At 50.8% G+C, this 13675-nt stretch carries 19 protein-coding genes; 7 read left to right on the top strand and 12 right to left on the bottom strand.

What is annotated here, in order from left to right; genetic code table 11:
• The first annotated feature begins 17 nt into the window (after positions 1-17).
• The 4 genes from ACJ8W9_RS01520 (at position 18) to fur (ending at position 2157) form a co-directional block, all read left to right on the top strand.
• The gene (locus ACJ8W9_RS01520) at positions 18-812 is read left to right on the top strand and encodes an alpha/beta fold hydrolase (RefSeq protein ID WP_411360045.1); all 795 of its coding nucleotides are present in this window, start codon (positions 18-20) and stop codon (positions 810-812) included.
• 50 nt (positions 813-862) lie between these two features.
• Positions 863-1078 carry a DUF2788 domain-containing protein gene (locus ACJ8W9_RS01515; protein WP_034729986.1) on the top strand — a complete coding sequence of 72 codons (216 nt, stop codon included), beginning with the start codon at positions 863-865 and terminating at the stop codon, positions 1076-1078.
• A gap of 39 nt (positions 1079-1117) precedes the next feature.
• Positions 1118-1642, top strand: coding sequence for a flavodoxin FldA (gene fldA, locus ACJ8W9_RS01510; RefSeq protein WP_411358163.1), 525 nt, complete (start codon positions 1118-1120; stop codon positions 1640-1642).
• Positions 1643-1713: 71 nt separating this feature from the next.
• Entirely contained in the window at positions 1714-2157 is a 444-nt protein-coding gene (gene fur, locus ACJ8W9_RS01505; RefSeq protein WP_034729991.1) for a ferric iron uptake transcriptional regulator, read from the top strand.
• On the opposite strand, the gene ACJ8W9_RS01500 is transcribed toward fur, so the two are convergent.
• Positions 2154-2396: a DUF2007 domain-containing protein gene (locus ACJ8W9_RS01500; RefSeq protein ID WP_411358162.1), complete on the bottom strand. Its 243-nt coding sequence runs from the start codon at positions 2394-2396 to the stop codon at positions 2154-2156. The two genes, fur and ACJ8W9_RS01500, sit on opposite strands and share 4 nt — an antisense overlap.
• On the bottom strand, positions 2396-3046 hold the full coding sequence (locus tag ACJ8W9_RS01495; RefSeq protein ID WP_411358161.1) for a Fe2+-dependent dioxygenase: 651 nt from the start codon (positions 3044-3046) through the stop codon (positions 2396-2398). The genes ACJ8W9_RS01500 and ACJ8W9_RS01495 overlap by 1 nt, the downstream gene beginning before the upstream one ends.
• Before the next feature lie 90 nt (positions 3047-3136).
• Here ACJ8W9_RS01495 and ACJ8W9_RS01490 point away from each other — a divergent pair, with 90 nt between their 5' ends.
• Positions 3137-3949, top strand: a complete 813-nt coding sequence (locus ACJ8W9_RS01490) for a hypothetical protein (protein ID WP_411360044.1) — start codon at positions 3137-3139, stop codon at positions 3947-3949.
• Here the strand turns inward: ACJ8W9_RS01490 and glnS are convergent.
• The 7 genes from glnS to ACJ8W9_RS01455 form a co-directional block, all read right to left on the bottom strand.
• Entirely contained in the window at positions 3946-5607 is a 1662-nt protein-coding gene (gene glnS / locus ACJ8W9_RS01485; RefSeq protein ID WP_411360043.1) for a glutamine--tRNA ligase, read from the bottom strand. The two genes, ACJ8W9_RS01490 and glnS, sit on opposite strands and share 4 nt — an antisense overlap.
• Before the next feature lie 111 nt (positions 5608-5718).
• The gene (locus ACJ8W9_RS01480) at positions 5719-6666 is read right to left on the bottom strand and encodes a biotin-dependent carboxyltransferase family protein (protein WP_411358158.1); all 948 of its coding nucleotides are present in this window, start codon (positions 6664-6666) and stop codon (positions 5719-5721) included.
• Positions 6663-7361, bottom strand: a complete 699-nt coding sequence (gene pxpB / locus ACJ8W9_RS01475) for a 5-oxoprolinase subunit PxpB (protein ID WP_411358157.1) — start codon at positions 7359-7361, stop codon at positions 6663-6665. The genes ACJ8W9_RS01480 and pxpB overlap by 4 nt, the downstream gene beginning before the upstream one ends.
• Positions 7355-8104, bottom strand: a complete 750-nt coding sequence (locus tag ACJ8W9_RS01470; protein WP_411360042.1) for a 5-oxoprolinase subunit PxpA — start codon at positions 8102-8104, stop codon at positions 7355-7357. The genes pxpB and ACJ8W9_RS01470 overlap by 7 nt, the downstream gene beginning before the upstream one ends.
• 9 nt (positions 8105-8113) lie before the next feature.
• Positions 8114-8515 carry a hypothetical protein gene (locus ACJ8W9_RS01465; protein WP_411358155.1) on the bottom strand — a complete coding sequence of 134 codons (402 nt, stop codon included), beginning with the start codon at positions 8513-8515 and terminating at the stop codon, positions 8114-8116.
• Between the two features lie 15 nt (positions 8516-8530).
• The gene (locus ACJ8W9_RS01460; protein WP_034730011.1) at positions 8531-8821 is read right to left on the bottom strand and encodes a hypothetical protein; all 291 of its coding nucleotides are present in this window, start codon (positions 8819-8821) and stop codon (positions 8531-8533) included.
• Positions 8811-8990 carry a hypothetical protein gene (locus tag ACJ8W9_RS01455; protein WP_411358154.1) on the bottom strand — a complete coding sequence of 60 codons (180 nt, stop codon included), beginning with the start codon at positions 8988-8990 and terminating at the stop codon, positions 8811-8813. The genes ACJ8W9_RS01460 and ACJ8W9_RS01455 overlap by 11 nt, the downstream gene beginning before the upstream one ends.
• A gap of 132 nt (positions 8991-9122) precedes the next feature.
• Here ACJ8W9_RS01455 and ACJ8W9_RS01450 point away from each other — a divergent pair, with 132 nt between their 5' ends.
• Both ACJ8W9_RS01450 and ACJ8W9_RS01445 read left to right on the top strand, forming a co-directional pair.
• Positions 9123-10088 (top strand): pirin family protein, encoded by a 966-nt coding sequence (locus ACJ8W9_RS01450; RefSeq protein ID WP_411358153.1) that lies wholly within the window; start codon positions 9123-9125, stop codon positions 10086-10088.
• A gap of 2 nt (positions 10089-10090) precedes the next feature.
• Entirely contained in the window at positions 10091-10585 is a 495-nt protein-coding gene (locus ACJ8W9_RS01445) for a hypothetical protein (RefSeq protein ID WP_411358152.1), read from the top strand.
• Here ACJ8W9_RS01445 and ACJ8W9_RS01440 read toward each other — a convergent pair.
• The 3 genes from ACJ8W9_RS01440 to ACJ8W9_RS01430 are packed head-to-tail and all read right to left on the bottom strand — an operon-like array spanning position 10582 to position 13648.
• Positions 10582-11334 carry an SDR family oxidoreductase gene (locus tag ACJ8W9_RS01440; RefSeq protein ID WP_411359274.1) on the bottom strand — a complete coding sequence of 251 codons (753 nt, stop codon included), beginning with the start codon at positions 11332-11334 and terminating at the stop codon, positions 10582-10584. The two genes, ACJ8W9_RS01445 and ACJ8W9_RS01440, sit on opposite strands and share 4 nt — an antisense overlap.
• Before the next feature lie 8 nt (positions 11335-11342).
• On the bottom strand, positions 11343-12422 hold the full coding sequence (locus tag ACJ8W9_RS01435; RefSeq protein ID WP_411360039.1) for a phosphotransferase family protein: 1080 nt from the start codon (positions 12420-12422) through the stop codon (positions 11343-11345).
• Entirely contained in the window at positions 12419-13648 is a 1230-nt protein-coding gene (locus ACJ8W9_RS01430) for an acyl-CoA dehydrogenase family protein (RefSeq protein ID WP_411360037.1), read from the bottom strand. Before ACJ8W9_RS01430 ends, ACJ8W9_RS01435 begins: the two co-directional genes overlap by 4 nt.
• Positions 13649-13675 lie beyond the last annotated feature (27 nt).

Here is a 13675-nt window from a genome sequence, read left to right as displayed (position 1 = left end):
GGGTACAGGAATTCGCAATGACAAAAACAACTTCAGCGTTACTTAATTACGAAACCATGGGCAACAAAGGACCGCAGGTGCTGCTTATCCATGGTTTATTCGGTGATTTAGATAACCTCAAGAGTTTAGCGCGCGACCTCGAAGACGACTATCAACTGGTATTGGTCGATGTCCGTAATCATGGTGATTCATTTCACAGTGAGCACATGAATTACAGCGCTATGGCAGAAGATATTGAAGCGCTCCGCGAAGAATTAGCCATCGAGCAATGGGCGCTTGTGGGTCACTCCATGGGCGGTAAGCTGGCGATGGAATACGCACTCACCTATCAAGACCATGTCGCAGCACTGATTGTCGCCGATGTTGCACCGGTTGCCTACGATGCACGTCATCATCACATTCTCGATGCCCTCGCGAGTCTTGATTTAAGCAAAGTCAATAAACGCCAAGATGCCGACCAACAGCTAGCGCAATACATCGAAACGCGCGGCGTACGGCAATTCCTGCTCAAAAATTTACAGCGTGATGATGATGGTTACCATTGGCGGCTCAACCTCGACACCCTCGCCAGTTGCTACGAAGAAATTTCTGGCGCAGTGCGCGAGGGTGAGTTTGCCGGCCCCGTGTTATTCATTAAAGGTGCTGATTCCGATTATTTGACCGAAGCCCATCGTGATGCAGTGACTTCGCGTTTTGCCGATGTCGATATCAAAATCATCGAAGGAACCGGGCATTGGTTGCACGCCGAAAAGCCAAGGATCTTTAACCGTTTGGTCCGCAGCTTTCTCGAGCAACATTGTCGCACCGCTTAGTCTAGCGTGTTATAATCAGCATCCTTATTCGCAGCACGGGTGGGTCTGTTATGTTGTCAGAGCACTTTGAAACCATTGAGATTTTGGGCACCAATTTTGCCATCGCTATTCTCTTTGTACTGATCGGCTTGGCGATTCAAGACGTTCTTAAAAAAGGCGATGTACCGAAATTTGGTCGTTGGTTTGTCTGGCTAGTGCTATTTTTAGGCTGTGCCGGATTTATTGCGAAAGGCATTATTCAAGTCATTTGGGAAGCTGGTCTGTAACCGGCGCTCCGTTTAACAAACGAAGGTAGTAACAAAACTATGGCAAGTGTTGGCATTTTCTTCGGTAGCGACACCGGTAACACCGAAGCTGTTGCTCAGATGATCCAAAAAGAACTCGGCAAAAACTTAATCGACGTGTTTGATATTGCGAAATCAAGCAAAGAAGATATCGCTGGGTACGACTTATTGCTGTTTGGTATTCCTACTTGGTACTACGGCGAAGCGCAGTGTGATTGGGACGACTTCTTCCCTGAACTTGAAGAAATCGACTTCAATAATAAATTGATCGCGATTTTCGGTTGCGGTGACCAAGAAGACTACGCTGAGTACTTCCTCGATGCCATGGGCACAGTACGTGATATCGTTGAAGCTCGCGGTGGTATCATTATTGGTCATTGGCCAACCGAAGGCTATCACTTTGAAGCTTCACGCGCGTTGGTCGACGACAATCACTTCGTAGGTTTAGGTGTTGATGAAGACCGTCAGCCAGAGTTGACAAAAGAGCGTGTGCAAAAATGGTGCGCACAAATTCGTGAGGAAATGGCCCTCGATCAATTAGCCTAAAGGGCAATTCCCTTTCCCTGCGATGTTTGCCTATAATGGCGACACGCTAAAACTGAAAAAAGTGAATTCAAATGAGTAGCAACGGCGAACAACAACTGAAAAAAGCAGGTTTGAAGGTCACATCTCCACGCGTCAAGATCCTTGAGATTCTAAAAAAGCCGGAGAATCAGCACATCAGCGCCGAAGATGTGTACAAGATCTTACTCGAGAACAATGAAGAAATTGGTTTGGCCACGGTGTATCGCGTACTCAACCAGTTCGATGATGCTGGTATCGTTACCCGTCATCACTTTGAGGGTGGGCGTTCGGTATTTGAACTGAGCGCTAAACATCACCACGACCACTTGGTGTGCCTCACTTGCGGTCACGTGTTCGAGTTTGAAGATCAAGTGATTGAAGACCGCCAATTACAGGTCGCAGAAGCTAATAACATTACCCTCACCAACCATAGCTTGTACTTGTACGGTGAGTGTAATAACGCTGCCAACTGTGAGCACAACGAAGACGCCAACTAATCAGCGTCTTCGTCTTCGCTTAAGCCAAATTCGCCTTGCTCGTAGCGTTTGAGCAAGGCTCTTGCAGCCTCTACGTCGTCATCCCCCACCCAGACATTGGCAAAGCCAGACGCGGCCAGATCGCCCACCGCACCTTGCAAGAAAAAACCGCCGGTATGACAGGCAATGCCATGCGCTTCCAACAGCCCTTTGAGTAATTCAGCTTCGACCACATTATCTGCTTGATAGACCACTTGCATTAGCGTTTCACCCAGCGGCGTAAAAGATTGTTGTAAGTTTTACTCAAAACATCAAATTGCTCTGATTTACCACGGGCAGCAAATTCGTGCTGCATTGCTTGTTGCAAATCGAAGCAAATCTCGCGTTGTTGCGGTTCACGCAGCAAACTCTCAATCCAGCCCACAAGTGCAATTCGCGAGCCTTTGGTGACCGCCTCAACACGATGCAGATATTGCGTTGGATACAACAACATATCGCCTGCTGCCAGTCGCCAACTGCGTTCACCAGTCGCATCCTCAATGACTAATTCACCACCATCATAGGCTTGCGTATCCGTCAAACTAAGCGTAAAAGATAAATCAGTGCGCACCTGGCCCATTAACGCGTCATCCATGTGGGTGCCGTAACACTGCCCCACATCATAACGGTTGATCATGGTGTTGACGAATTGCGCTGGACGCGCCGCTTGCTGCACCAATGAATGTTGTTTCACTCGGTTTAACAGCAACTCTATGACGGGATGAGGCGCGCGTAATTGCTGATTATGTTTGACTTGTTTAGCTGCCCAACCGGCGCTTTCACGACCGTCAGCAAAGTTGACTGCCGCCAGTTTGTCAGCGATCGCTGACAAAGTGCCCGGATCAATAACCTGTTGAATATGTAGAATCATAACGCCCGTTATTGAGAATAACTCTCATTCGTGTAGGATAGTCGAATGTCTGACAACAACACAAGACACTGCAACTAAAGGTTACCTTATATGTACGAGAAAAGAAAAGTATGGTTGGCGGTCAGCGCGGCGAGCGCAACCTTGCTAGGCAGCACTGCGGCACAAGCAGATGTGGCGCAAGATTTGCTGCAAGCGGAGCAACATTACACCATGGTCGCGCCGTTTGCCGGTGCTGGCGAAGGTGAAGGTGAGGGTGAAGGCTCAGGAGTCGTCGATCTGCGCGTTAACGATGCTGCTTATTTGGCGCAACTCGGCTTGATTCGCGGTCATTTATATGTCGCTAAAAAGCTCTATGACCAAGGTCACTTAGGCATGGCTAAAACCCATATGAAACATCCTGAAGATGAACTCTACGCAGCACTAGTGCCAGCATTCGAAGCTCGCGGCGTTGATGGCTTTGCGGACCAGCTGAGCACACTTGCTAACACGGTCAACAATGCGCGAGGGGATGACGCAGTTAACCAAGCCTATAACGACCTAGTAGCAGCTATTGACGCTGCCGAACAAGTGCAACAGAAATCAGTCAAAAGCGTATTGATGAGCCTCAGTAGCATGCTGTTAACTGCCGGCGAAGAATACGATATCGGCGTGCAACAAGGCAGTATTGTCAACGTACATGAGTTTCAGGATGCTTACGGCTTTACCGCAATTGCCAAAGCACGTATCAACCAATTGAGTGCGCAGCAACGCGAGGCAAATGCAGCAGCGCTAGATGAAGTTGCCGAGATTTTGGCGCAGCTGCCCGAATTATGGCCGACTATTACGCCTGAAGGAAAAGTTGAGGGCGACTCAAGCACCTTGTATGGTGCGGCCGCCCGCATTGAATTGGCGACGCTTAATTAAGCGTCGTCATTCCACGTATCACGCAAGCCGACTGTTTGGTTAAACACCAACTGGTCGGCACTGCTATCTTTACTGTCGGCACAGAAATAACCGATACGTTCAAATTGATAACGCTCTGCAGCTGCCGCTGTTGCTAAACTAGGTTCAACATAGCCCTGTTTCACCACCAACGAGTCCGGATTCAAGGTACTAAAGAAGTCTTCTTCCGCGCCAGGGTTTGGCACTTGGAACAACCGGTCGTACAAGCGGAATTCAGCTTGCTGTGCATGTTCTGCGGCAACCCAATGGATGACCCCTTTCACTTTACGACCATCGGCCGGATCTTTGCCTAAAGTATCAGCGTCATAACTGCAGAAAATCGTGGTGATGTTACCGTCAGCATCTTTCTCAACACGCTCAGCTTTAATCACATAGGCGTTACGCAGGCGAACTTCTTTACCAAGTACCAAACGTTTGTACTTTTTATTCGCTTCTTCACGGAAGTCTTCTGCTTCGATAAAGATTTCCCGTGCAAAAGGCACTTCACGATTGCCTAAGCTATCGTCATTTGGATGATTCGGTGCAATAAGGCGTTCAACCTGGTCAGCTGGATAGTTCTCAATCACCAACCGCACTGGGTCTAGCACCGCCATCGCTCGTGGCGCCTGCTGATTAAGTTCATCGCGAATACAAGCTTCGAGCATACTCATCTCGACCTGGTTATCCATTTTCGTCACGCCAATACGGTGACAAAACTCACGAATCGAGCTTGGCGTATAACCGCGGCGGCGCATACCAGCAATGGTTGGCATCCGTGGGTCATCCCAACCGCTGACCTTGCCCTCTTCGACCAGCAGATTCAGTTTACGCTTGCTCATCACTGTGTATTGCAGATTCAGCCGCGAAAATTCGATCTGTTGCGGGTGACAATCGATGCTGATGTTATCCAGCACCCAGTCATACAAGCGACGGTTGTCTTGGAATTCCAGGGTACACAAGGAATGAGTGATGTTTTCCAACGCATCCGAGATACAGTGGGTAAAATCGTACATCGGGTACACGCACCACTTATCACCAGTTTGGTGATGATGGGCAAAACGCACACGATAAATCACCGGATCGCGCAGCACCATAAACGGCGAACTCATATCGATTTTCGCCCGCAGTGCAGCTTCGCCTTCTTGGTATTTACCCGCCGTCATATCGGCAAAATGCTTGAGGTTTTCCTCGACCGAGGTGTCGCGGTACGGGCTGTTTACGCCCGGCTCTTTCAAGGTGCCACGCATTTCGCGCATTTGCTCTTGGGTCGAGAAATCAACGTAAGCAAGGCCTTTTTCAATCAGCTCTACCGCGTAGGCATGCAGCTGATCAAAGTAATTCGACGAATAGCGCGGCTCGCCATTCCATTGGTAACCTAACCATGCCACGTCTTCTTTGATCGAGTTGACATAATCAACTTTCTCTTTCAGTGGATTGGTATCGTCAAAACGCAGGTTACAGGTACCTTGATAGTCTTCAGCAATGCCAAAGTTCAGTACAATCGACTTCGCATGACCAATGTGTAAAAAACCATTTGGCTCAGGCGGAAAGCGCGTGTGCACTTCGCTGTGCTTGCCACTGGCGAGGTCTTTGTCGATGATTTGACGAATAAAGTTACTACGGGGCGCGTCTGCTGCCATGGATGTTTAATCTCCGAACTCATGCCTACTAAAAGGGACGAATAAAAATGACCATTATGATCGCAGGTTATGGGGCGACTGACAAGGCTTGCGGTACGATTGGCGTGCGCTTTAGCGGGTCACATTAAAAAAGCGTAAGGCTTGGCGTAATTGACGTTGTGCTTCGCTCAGTTCAAGCCAGCGAAATTGCACGCGGCGACCCGCCGGTAATTGCGCCAGCAGACTCCGCGCCTGCCAACTCAAAACACCAATTTTCGGATATCCCCCCAGTGTTTGATGGTCGTTGAGCATCGCTATCGGTTGGCCATCGGTGGGAATTTGCACACTACCTAAGGGTAAAGGTTCAGAAATCATCTGCCCAGGCAGATCTGGCAACGCGCTCTCACCTTCAATGCGCACGCCCATACGATCTTGGCGCGCCGTTACTTGATAGCTTTGATTGGTAAACAATTCGCGTGCAGTAGCACTAAAATCGCTCACTTGGGCTGCGGGAATCACATCTAAAGTAACACGCGGCGGCAGACTTAAATGTAATTGGCTACTGGGGCGTCGACTCACCAAACTGTGCGCTCGCAACAGTGGCGCACTGAGTCGGTCACTATTACGCAAGGGCCGACCGTCCTGCGTTAAGCCCCCTAGTGCATCGCGCATAACGGTCGCTACGCTACCCAACTGGGGAGCCGCCTGAAAGCCACCCGCCACCGCTAAATAACATCTCAGCCCCTGATCTCCGGAGGCGATCTGCAGTTGGTCACCAGCACGCGCTTGTGCGACGCGCCAAGCCTTCAGCGGTTGGTCGTTGAGGGTCAGAGGAAATTCGGCACCGGTTACCACAAATAAAGTATCTCGGGTAAAAGTTGCAGAAAAACCACCGAGCGTAATTTCAATTTGTGCCGCGTTAAAGCTATTTCCTAATAAGCGATTGGCCCACAAAAACGCGCGCTCATCAAGCGGCCCACCCTGAGTAATCCCCTGCGCTTGGTAACCGAAGCGACCATAATCTTGCAAGGTCGCCAGCAACCCTGGGCGGCCAATTTCTAACACCGTGGCCAGTTTCATGATTGCGACTCCTGCAACTGTGCGAACTCACTCGCAGACACCGCAATAAAACGTACGCGGTCACCGGCTTTTAATTCAGGTAGCTGGGTGGCTCGTCCGAGAATTTGCCAGCCACCTGGTGACACACTGGGGTATATGGCCGTTTGTTGACCCGCAATCGCAACACTGCCGGCCGGCACCTTTTGCCGCGGGGTGGCATGGCGTGGCAAGCGGAGCCGTTCATCGACGTCTCCCAAATAAGCGAAGCGCGGGGCAAAACCCAAGGTGTACACGTGGTATTCGGGTGCGGTATGCAACTTGATCACATCTTCGACGGTGCCGCCTAAAGCGTCAGCCACGGCCACAATATCGAGACCAAATTCAGCGTCGTAACAGACCTTTACTTGATGCAAGGTGCCACTGTTTTGCAATTGCTGTAGCGCTCCGCTTTCACGCTCGTCTAGCACTTGGCTGACCCAAGGTGCGAGCCTATTGCGCACTTGGGCTTCTGAATAGTTGAGCACGTCGTAGTAAACCAACACGCTGCGATAGCTCGGCACCACTTCGATAATACCTGCGCCATCGTGGGCTTGAATCAATTGCACTAAACGGTGCACTTGCGCGTTAATGGTCAGGTCAATTTGCGCCGCAAATTCAATCATTAAGGCGTCAGCTGCGGCGGTAACGAAGCGCCATTCTTGCTCAGCGATTAACATGCTTCACTCAGTGCTCGGCGAAGGGCCTTAAGCGCGGCCAAAGCTTGTGGATTGTCACCGTGCACACACAAAGTATCGGCCTCCAGTTGCAAGCTATTACCTTCGTAAGTACTAATACTCTCACCGCGGGCGAACGCCAATGCTTGCTGCACAATCGCCTCCTGCTGATGCAGCACGGCGCCGTCAAATTGGCGCGAGCGCAGATGTCCGTTATCTTCGTAGCAACGATCGGCAAATGCTTCAAACAATAAAGGGACTTCATACTCTGCGGCAATTTCACGTTCTGTTGCGGTTTGTAATTTCGCGAGTGTCATTAGCTGCAGCGGACGTGGCTTGCCACGGTTGAATTCGGCGAGGGTTTTCACCACCGCCCGAAATAATTCGTGATCTACCTGCATGGCGTTGTACAAGGCGCCATGTGGTTTGACGTAACGTAAAGCGACTTGCTCGGCATGACAGACGGCCGCAATCGCACCGATTTGATACAGCAGCATGGCGCGAATCTCGTCGCTATCAAATTGCAAAGCGCGACGACCAAAGCCATGCAAGTCTGGATAACTCGGATGCGCACCGATGCAGACGCCATGCTCTTTCGCCAGTCTAACGGTACGCTGTAAGATGAGATAATCACCCGCATGAAAGCCACAGGCAATATTGGCGCGATCGATGTACGGCATCACCGCCGCATCATCGCCCATACGCCAGGCGCCAAAGCCTTCACCTAAATCACAATTGAGCTCCATCGCGGTCCGCTACTCCTTGGTTGCATCCTCGTCAGCTTTGCCATGTGCCGCAAAGCGCACGTAGCTGTAAACCAGCAGGTACAAACCGAGGCCAATCGCACTAATGGCAAGGGGCGCGATAATCAATCCACCGATCTGATGCGCACCATAAACAGCTGCAGCACCGGTAAGTCCCATGGTCAACAAGGAGACCGCTATCAGGGTGATCGGCTCAAGCCACTTATGCAAGCTACGCAAGCCTAGCAAATTCAGCAAGGCACCGAGGATGAGGCCCCATGCTAAAGGCACGCCAAGTTTGTACCAATTCAGGTCATAATCAACAATCACTGCCCAGAGTTGATCAACGCTGGCATTATAAAACATCAAGCCCACTAGGCCTGCCAAAATCACCAATCGCGTGGTTAAATTCATGCTGCTGGCTCCGCTTTAAAGAATGAGCGACAGTACGGCAATAATCACTGCTGCTACTGGCACCCACAAAATCGGTGATTGATACCATTGCAGTGGCGGTGTTTCGTTACGCTCACTGGCAGCTTGTTGGCGTTGCTCGGCCGTGGTCGTTTGGCCAAGTAAGAAGTACACCCCTAACACTAGTAAAAACAAACCAAACCAACGCCAGCTTGCGGTATTGCCACCTGCAGGTGCCAATACTGCGGCAAGTAAGCCGGCAACGATGACTGCTAAAGCGCCAATGCGCTTGATTACGCTACTTTTCATTGTTATCTAAGTTTCCTTTTTGCTTCGCGCTGCGCCATTTTAAGACAAATAAAATCCAACCACCTGCCTCTAACAGCAGGCCAAGGATGATTGTGAATAAATTTTGTTCCCAGATACCGCTAAAAAATAATGCTATGCCGATAACGATCAGAATGAACGCGTTAATCATAGCTAGCTCCTTGTGGTTAGCTTCACCTTAACTAATCTTAATACAATAAGGAAGTCGGCGAATAGTCGCATATCGACCCTTTGTGTAAGAACTGGCATACTGACGACAACTTTGTTAACTGGGAGCGCCCTGATGACACGCAGAAGCGAAGACGTTGAAAGCCAACCTACCAGCTGTAGCTCTGAGCATCTCCGCCGCGACGCGCAGGTATTACCCGCACTCACTCGGCAGTTGACGTTGAAGTTGCGCGTGCATCGCAGTTTACCGCAACGCGACTTACGCATGATTGGCCCTTGGTGTTTTTTAGACCACTTCGGTCCTGTCGCTGCCGCAGACTACGCGCAGTTTGACGTTGCTCCGCACCCACATATTGGTTTGCAAACCATTACCTGGCTATTTTCTGGTCAGTTACTGCATCAAGACAGTCTTGGTTATGAGCAACCCTTGCGCGCCGAACAACTGAACTTAATGACCGCCGGCAATGGTATCTCCCATGCCGAAGTGGCCGACGCACAAGTCTCCGACCCGCTGCATGGCCTGCAATTGTGGGCAGCGCTGCCGCAGGCCGATGAACAAACCTCACCTCGTTTCGATCATTACCAGCAATTACCCCAATTTGCGCTGGGTGAAGCCAGTGCCACCCTGATCATGGGCGATTATCAATCGGAACAGCGTAGCTATCACTCACCGGCGTTACAGTTTCAGCCGATTTTTGCTCTACAACTGCGCACGCCCCGTGTGGCAGTGAGTCGTCTACGCCTGCAACGGGAGTTTGAATACGGTATTTACGTGGTCGATGGCCGTCTCGATTGCGCCGGTAAAACCGTGCGCGCCCACGAACTCATTAACTTGGGCGGTGACCGCGATGAGTTGGTTTTAGAGTTAGCGGCTGACACCACGCTGCTGGTCTTGGGCGGGGAGCCCTATGAAAGTCCGGTACAAATGTGGTGGAACTTCGTCAGTCGCGATAAACAACGCATTGTTCGCGCCCAGCAGGAGTGGAACGCTGGGCACGCGCGATTTGGCAAGGTCAGCGCCTATCGCGGCGAACGCCTACTCGCCCCTGAACTTCACCTGCGTAACGAAGATAAGGATTAACCATGGGTTTAATTAATCGCTTAAGTGCTATGAGCCGTCGGGTCGGACTTTGGTTACTGGCGGCAGGTATTACCCTCGCGGTGCTCTTTGTTGCGGTACTCATTTATCAGCTTTCGGTTTACCAACCGGAACCACCAACAGTTGCTAACTGTCAGGCGATTCAAACCGAGGTCACCAGCGATAACGGCGCACAGGTCTATGTGTATCAATGTCAGCGCGGTGATAACGGCGAATGGGAAGGTTACGAGGTATGGCTACAAAAGCTGCTAGACAAAGAGTGGCAACGGCTTGCGACCTCGCCGCTTGCGAATGGCTGTATTGGTATCGAGTTGGACGAGCGCGAGCTGGTTATTCAATACAGTCAATCGCGCAGTGACATCAGTGTTGCCAGCAGTTCCTTTGTCTATGATCTTGCCGATGGTGGCGCCGCAACGCGCAGTGTTGCCACCCGTCAACTCGATCGCTGTACCCTAGAAGCTGCTGGCAATAACGATTAACCCAGCTTCATCACCAGTTTGAGTGGCAGTCGCTTCATGAGAAAGCCAATCAGCGCCCATGGCCAGCCAGGTACATAGGCTTGCACGGGCTCTTTCTCGATAGCTTTGACCAGTAATTTACAACCAGTTTCGTTATCAATCATGAAGGGCGTGTTTTTCACTTTTTCATTGATTTCTGAGCGAATGTAACCGGGTAAGATACAGCTGGTTTTAATCGGCGAACGCGACTTGATCAAATCCGCCCGAATACCCTCGGTCAATGACAACAAGCCGGCTTTAGTGGCCGCATAAACCGTCATCGCCCGTGGCATGCCGCGCAATGCACTGATTGAACTGATAGTCACCAAGTGGCCACTGTTTTGCTCACGAAAGATTTCCAGTGCAGCTTCGCACTGCGCAATGGCGGCAACAAAATTAGTCTGCGCGGTTTGCACGTTGGCATAAAAGTAACCAGTCCCCAAAGATGCGCCCTTACCCATGCCGGCGTTGACAATGACGCGATCGAGCGTGCCAAATTCCGCTTTAAATTCTTTAAATACGGTAAACACAGCGTCATGATCGTTCACATCTAACGCTTTGATGCTGATCTTGCTCGCGGGATACTTGGCTTCGAGTTCAGTTTTCAGTTGTTCAAGGCGATCCGTACGTCGCGCACATAATGCGAGATTGCGGCCTTGGGCAGCAAACTCTCGTGCCATGCCCTCGCCTAAGCCCGAACTTGCGCCTGTTATTAGAATTGTTTTACGCATTGATTGGCTCATGCTTTCCTCTGTTGTTTGATCAGTTTGCGACAGCGCCAGTGCAAGTAATGCACCAAGAACCAAAAGTTCTTAAAGGCTGGATTTCGCGTTTGTTTATGGTGATAACGATAATAGATCTGTTGCGCAATAACGCTCAGACGAAACAGGCCAAAGACTTCGTAAAAGGTGAAATCTTGCACATCGACATCCATGCGTTTACAATAATAAGCGATCACCTGCTCACGACTTAACATACCGGGCAAATGGGTCGGCTGGCGGCGGGTCGAACGCGCAATCGCATCATCATCTGCTTGGATCCAATAAGCGAGACTGTTACCAAGGTCCATCAGGGGATTACCGATGGTCGCCAATTCCCAATCCAGCACTCCGATGATTTTACTCGGCTCGGTTGGATCTAGTACTAAGTTATCGAAACGAAAGTCGTTATGGGTCATACACAAGCGTTCATTTTGCGGCATGTGTTGCTCGAGCCAAGCCATGATCTTGCTACTTTTCGGTACGTTCCAGGTTTTCGCTTGGCGATAACGCTTGTTCCAGCCAAGCACTTGGCGTTCGGTATAACCTTCGCCCTTCGCAAGCCCCGCCAGGTCATGTTGATGAATGTCGATGCGGTGTAATTCAATCAGACAGTCTAAAGCGTTCTGGCAAAGCTGCCGCGTTTGCTGTTCGCTGAGCTCAAGCTCACGCGGCATGTTCTTGCGCGGAATTATGCCGGCCACCCGTTCCATCACATAAAATTCGGCACCAATGATGCTCTCATCATCGGTGTAATGCAGCATTTTAGGCACGTAGGGATAGACTGGCGCCAGCGCCTTTTGCAAGCGGTACTCACGGCCCATGTCATGAGCTGACTTAGCTTTGGTTCCAGCCGGTGGACGACGTAAGATCCAATCTGCATTGGCAAACTGCAGACGATAGGTCCAGTTAGAGGCGCCCCCAGCATATTGCGTAACCTTGAGTTCGCCCTGCAATTCAGGAAAATGCTCACGCAAATAGCGACTTAGTTCGGCTACGGGTAACTCTTCGCCGCTACGAACCGTACCCGCTTTGTCTTCGAGTTTGCTTAAATCACTCACGCTGGATCCCGGTATTTCGCTAATTCAACTTTGGCAATGGTGGCACGATGCACCGCATCTGGACCATCGGCGATTCGTAACGCGCGCGCAACTGCAAAGAGTTGGGTCAAGGGCACATCGTGACTCATACCGGCCCCACCATAGAGCTGAATGGCCTCGTCGACCACCTGCTGCAGCACATTCGGGGCCGCAACTTTGATCGCGGAGATCTCGGTGAGTGCTTTCATGGCACCCATTTGGTCAATCTTCCATGCTGCATAAAACGTCAATAACCGTGCTTGGTCGATAGCGATGCGCATATCCGCAACGCGCTCCATGTTGCCACCAAGCTGCAGTAAAGGGCGGCCAAAGGCAATGCGTTCTTGGCCACGACGCATATAGAGTTGCAAAGCTTTTTCCGCCGCGCCGAGTGCCCGCATGCAATGGTGAATGCGGCCAGGCCCCAAACGCCCTTGCGCGATTTTAAAGCCAGCGCCGAGCCCACCAATGACATTACTTTTCGGCACTCGCACTTGGTCAAAGCGCACTTCGCCATGCCCGTACGGTGCATCATATTCGCCAAATGCCGGCAGCATCCGCTCAATATTGACCCCGGGGGTATCTAACGGCACCAGTACCATTGAGTGGCGTTGATGTTTTGCCGCATCGGGGTCGGTTAAACCCATGACAATGGCAAATTTAGCATCCGGATGCCCAAGCCCTGTGGACCACCATTTACGGCCATCAATCACCACGTCATCTCCATCGGCAACAATCGAGGTTTGCATATTGGTGGCATCAGACGAAGCAACATCGGGTTCGGTCATACAGAACACCGAGCGCATCTCACCGGCAAGCAGCGGTTGCAACCACTGCTGTTTTTGCGCAGCCGAGCCGAAGTGATACAGCACTTCCATATTGCCGGTGTCTGGCGCGTTACAGTTAAAGATTTCTGGCGCTAACAGACTATGCCCCATCACTTCGGCGAGTGGCGCATATTCTAAGGTGGTTAAACCAGCACCCAGCTCGGCATCAGGTAAAAACAGGTTCCATAAGCCTTGCTCACGCGCAAGTTGCTTAAGCTCAGCAACCACCGGCGGCACTTCCCAAGTACGCCAATTATCGTCGGGATTCAACCGCCGATTTTCTTTATGATAGTTAGCTTCAATCGGCTCGATGTGTTCTTGCATGAATTGGATCAGACGCTTGCGATAATCGAGCGTCTTAGCACTAGGGGTAAAATCCATGTTCTTTCGCCTTCTTTTCAAACGAAC

The organism is Pseudidiomarina salilacus (assembly GCF_047323925.1).
GTDB lineage: Bacteria > Pseudomonadota > Gammaproteobacteria > Enterobacterales > Alteromonadaceae > Pseudidiomarina > Pseudidiomarina salilacus.
Note: the sequence above shows the minus strand (reverse complement) of the source record. Positions and strands in the feature narration are given on the sequence as shown.

Bases quoted from the DNA above. Each gene is read 5' to 3' on its own strand.
- ACJ8W9_RS01520 (WP_411360045.1), top strand. From the start codon at position 18: ATGACAAAAACAACTTCAGCGTTACTTAATTACGAAACCATGGGCAAC.
- ACJ8W9_RS01465 (WP_411358155.1), bottom strand. From the start codon at position 8,515: ATGAATTTAACCACGCGATTGGTGATTTTGGCAGGCCTAGTGGGCTTG.
- ACJ8W9_RS01450 (WP_411358153.1), top strand. From the start codon at position 9,123: ATGACACGCAGAAGCGAAGACGTTGAAAGCCAACCTACCAGCTGTAGC.
- ACJ8W9_RS01515 (WP_034729986.1), top strand. From the start codon at position 863: ATGTTGTCAGAGCACTTTGAAACCATTGAGATTTTGGGCACCAATTTT.
- ACJ8W9_RS01445 (WP_411358152.1), top strand. From the start codon at position 10,091: ATGGGTTTAATTAATCGCTTAAGTGCTATGAGCCGTCGGGTCGGACTT.
- ACJ8W9_RS01500 (WP_411358162.1), bottom strand. From the start codon at position 2,396: ATGCAAGTGGTCTATCAAGCAGATAATGTGGTCGAAGCTGAATTACTC.
- ACJ8W9_RS01495 (WP_411358161.1), bottom strand. From the start codon at position 3,046: ATGATTCTACATATTCAACAGGTTATTGATCCGGGCACTTTGTCAGCG.
- ACJ8W9_RS01455 (WP_411358154.1), bottom strand. From the start codon at position 8,990: ATGATTAACGCGTTCATTCTGATCGTTATCGGCATAGCATTATTTTTT.
- ACJ8W9_RS01480 (WP_411358158.1), bottom strand. From the start codon at position 6,666: ATGAAACTGGCCACGGTGTTAGAAATTGGCCGCCCAGGGTTGCTGGCG.
- ACJ8W9_RS01440 (WP_411359274.1), bottom strand. From the start codon at position 11,334: ATGCGTAAAACAATTCTAATAACAGGCGCAAGTTCGGGCTTAGGCGAG.
- pxpB (WP_411358157.1), bottom strand. From the start codon at position 7,361: ATGTTAATCGCTGAGCAAGAATGGCGCTTCGTTACCGCCGCAGCTGAC.
- ACJ8W9_RS01470 (WP_411360042.1), bottom strand. From the start codon at position 8,104: ATGGAGCTCAATTGTGATTTAGGTGAAGGCTTTGGCGCCTGGCGTATG.
- fldA (WP_411358163.1), top strand. From the start codon at position 1,118: ATGGCAAGTGTTGGCATTTTCTTCGGTAGCGACACCGGTAACACCGAA.
- ACJ8W9_RS01490 (WP_411360044.1), top strand. From the start codon at position 3,137: ATGTACGAGAAAAGAAAAGTATGGTTGGCGGTCAGCGCGGCGAGCGCA.
- glnS (WP_411360043.1), bottom strand. From the start codon at position 5,607: ATGGCAGCAGACGCGCCCCGTAGTAACTTTATTCGTCAAATCATCGAC.
- fur (WP_034729991.1), top strand. From the start codon at position 1,714: ATGAGTAGCAACGGCGAACAACAACTGAAAAAAGCAGGTTTGAAGGTC.
- ACJ8W9_RS01430 (WP_411360037.1), bottom strand. From the start codon at position 13,648: ATGGATTTTACCCCTAGTGCTAAGACGCTCGATTATCGCAAGCGTCTG.
- ACJ8W9_RS01460 (WP_034730011.1), bottom strand. From the start codon at position 8,821: ATGAAAAGTAGCGTAATCAAGCGCATTGGCGCTTTAGCAGTCATCGTT.